This is a genomic window from Paenibacillus sp. FW507-14B1B, assembly GCF_058781425.1.
This window is the reverse complement of the sequence record NZ_JBYSWS010000014.1, coordinates 1-3072: the sequence shown is the minus strand read 5'-3', so window position 1 is coordinate 3072 and position 3072 is coordinate 1. Positions and strand designations below refer to the sequence as shown.

The following is a 3072-nucleotide window of genomic DNA, read 5'->3' as shown; positions in this document are numbered from 1 at the left end:
GTCTGTAAGGCGCTCCAGTCTGCCTGCTGCATCATAGCTCCGCTCCTCCCGGCTTCCGTTCGGACGCTTCGTTTCAAAAACTTGCTCCTTGTATGGAGAAGAAAGCCTGTGACGAAGGCTTTGTTTTCTCGCAAACCGAATCATCTACAATGACGAAGATGGGACTGTTATTCTGCTTGGCATGCCACTTCACTTGCTTAAATGCGATATTTCGCACGTTTTGTTTAAGAAATTGTTCATTCCATTTGCTGTGTGACATGAAATGGCTAATGCTTCTTCGATCTCGATTATGCAAGCTTTCACGATGTATATCCGTTAAACACCCCGTAAAACTACTCGACAACATGCCGTCTACAAAGTGCGTAATGTGATTGAGAACCGATTTGGAAAAATACAACGGTAGTTTCCATTGCTGAAATATATTGTACCAATTGAGCTGGTGTGCTAACGTATATGTATGAGACATTTCTTGTTCTCCTCTGCGTAGAATCGTTGGTGGTACTTCTATTTTACACAGAGAGTCAAGGATGTCTCTTTTTCTATTTAATTACAGTGGATATTGGCAAGTACAGTAATTACTAACTTTGAGATGCACACCATATTTAAACCACCCTTAAACCATGTTCCAGATTTTCATATTGTTGAGTCAAAGGATAAAAAAGAAACCTTGAGAGGCATGAAGCCAATCAAGATTTCCTGCATTAGCAATTTACTCTATAGAGAGTAATTCGATTGATTTACAATAAAAACTCATAACATCATTCTCATAATCATGAACAAAATATCTTTGATGAGCTTCCCAATTTCGATCCTTCATATCAGTTATTTTGAATCCTAATATTTGATTATAAGATCCACCAAATCCTGACACATTTAAATTAGTAATCTCACTAAATTTAAGTAACAGATGGTATCGTTTTCCCTCTAACTTCGGCTCTAAAATGTATCCTACTTCTAAAAAAGATACTTCATCATAATGTTCGTTATAATCAATATAATATCGCACACTAGAGATATATTTGAAATCTTTTTCTCTGAGTGAAGTAGATATTGTTTGTGAGATCAAATGATAATTTTTAATAAACTCCATAGCCTTTATCACCTCTTATTCATCCCAGAAATGGTAATCATATTCTTTACCCTTGTCCGAGTATCCTGTTCCAAACTTACGTTCATGTAAATGAGGAGTTGAGTGGTCATCTGGCATGCTGTGATTGTCATGATCTACTCTATACTTTTGCCTACCAGCATCATCATAAATCACTGTTGATCTCTCAATCTTACCGTTATACTCTCTATAATGATCATACTTTAACCCAGGAGTATTGTAATCAGGAGCCTTTCTTCCCCAGTATTCATCAGGCACAAACGGCTCTTTTGCGAAATCATCAACTTGCCCCTTCTCCTTGTTACTCTTATCTCCACCAAACTTACCCTTCTCTAACCCCAACGGATCAATAAAGCTCACCGGATTTCCGTTGACATAAGCATAGCGATTAAACGTCTGCCAATCCAGCACATTCCCGCGTATTACATCTCGGTTAATAAATCGCTTAATCTTCGGATCGTAATATCGTGCCCGCATATAGTATAGACCATTGCTATCTGTCATGACACCATCACGTCCGTTATAGCAGAACGGTTGGTGTGTTATCCCTTCATGGTTCCATAAATTCCATACGTGTAGCGGTATTGTTTAACTATTAATCTCCTGAACCGTCCTATCCAGCTCTACTAGTTTTCATTTTTTTTGCTCCTCACTCTAATTGAATATGTGTTATTGGTTGAATGATGGGTTCATTCGACACTGGGTAGCCCCCTAGTAAAGAAAAACCTTGAAGGGCACGAAGCCAATCAAGGTTCTACTCCTTAGGATTCAAATGTCAGTTTCTCAGGAAATACACCGCCCTCCTTAACTAGACATCTCGCCATTCTTTGAGCCGCTCTATCGAAGTAAAATTGATTTGAATGATTTTGGTTATTAATCGGTTCTAGTTCGGCAAACATTCTAGTTTCTTTGTTTAATTGAATCTTCCCCATTATATCTTCTTTAGGACCAAATCTGTAAATCACAACTGATTCATCTTCATAGTCTTTCAAGAGTAAGACAAAAGCTCCCATTTATAATCACCTCTAATCTCCTATTTCCCACGGACGACCTGACCTGACAGCGGCGTCGTGAGCCGTTTCATAATTTGTCTTAAATATACCTTCAAACCTTGATTCAAACAATTCATGATTCAATAAATCAATATCTTTCGTATTGTAAGTTCCTTGCTGTAATCTAGTCCATGCTTGAGCAATTTCATAATCAGGGTCAAACCTTCCATTTCCGCTTGACTTGATATGCTCATTATTAAACACATGGTCTTTTATGCGTTGTATCCGGCTTTCTGCAATTCCTGTATTCTTTGAAATCCCCTGAACATCTGAAGTTGATGCTCTTATACTATCATACATTTTCGATGCTTCAGCTTCTTGACGGAAATATTCATCTACTGAGAGGTTATTACGACCTCCAGTCTGAATATTACCCGTCCCCTCAGTCTTATCCCCACCAAACTTACCCTTCTCTAACCCCAACGGGTCAATAAAACTCACCGGATTTCCGTTGACATAAACATAGCGATTAAACGTTTGTCCGTCCAGCACATCTCCACGTATCACATCTCGGTTAATAAACCGCTTAATCTTCGGATCGTAATAGCGTGCTCGCATGTAGTATAGACCATTGCTATCTGTCATGACACCGTCACGTCCGTTATAGCAGAACGGCTGGTGTGTTGATCCTTCATGGCTTTCAAACTCACCATATATTCCATACGTGTAGCGATCGGTAACTTTACCATGTTCATTGGACAGTAAGGTTGTGCTTCCCCGCATATCGCTGTGGTAGCTCAGGTATTGGCCGTTGGCATCTTCCCGGCCGATCAGCCCTAGGCCATATACATAACGTGCTTTTACTTCTCCGTTGTGGTCAATTTCCATCAAGACACGGCTGAGCTCTTGAGACTCGTCAAGGACATAGCGGGTGCTCTTCCCCCGGATGAGCTGCTCAATACGGTGGCCTTG

General features: G+C 39.9%; 5 protein-coding genes. All 5 read right to left on the bottom strand.

The window, feature by feature from the left end:
• Nucleotides 1-73: 73 nt before the first annotated feature.
• A complete protein-coding gene (locus AC3WJJ_RS25550; protein ID WP_492544942.1) occupies nt 74-466 on the bottom strand; it encodes a hypothetical protein in 393 nt (130 codons plus the stop codon).
• Between the two features lie 243 nt (nt 467-709).
• A complete protein-coding gene (locus tag AC3WJJ_RS25545) occupies nt 710-1090 on the bottom strand; it encodes a hypothetical protein (RefSeq protein ID WP_492544940.1) in 381 nt (126 codons plus the stop codon).
• A 15-nt stretch (nt 1091-1105) separates the two neighbouring features.
• Nucleotides 1106-1612 carry an RHS repeat-associated core domain-containing protein gene (locus AC3WJJ_RS25540; RefSeq protein WP_492544938.1) on the bottom strand — a complete coding sequence of 169 codons (507 nt, stop codon included), beginning with the start codon at nt 1610-1612 and terminating at the stop codon, nt 1106-1108.
• A gap of 257 nt (nt 1613-1869) precedes the next feature.
• Complete coding sequence (locus AC3WJJ_RS25535; RefSeq protein WP_039871677.1) at nt 1870-2121, bottom strand: hypothetical protein; 252 nt, start codon at nt 2119-2121, stop codon at nt 1870-1872.
• Nucleotides 2122-2133: 12 nt separating this feature from the next.
• A partial coding sequence (locus tag AC3WJJ_RS25530) for an RHS repeat-associated core domain-containing protein (protein WP_492544936.1) occupies nt 2134-3072 on the bottom strand: 939 nt, incomplete at its 5' end.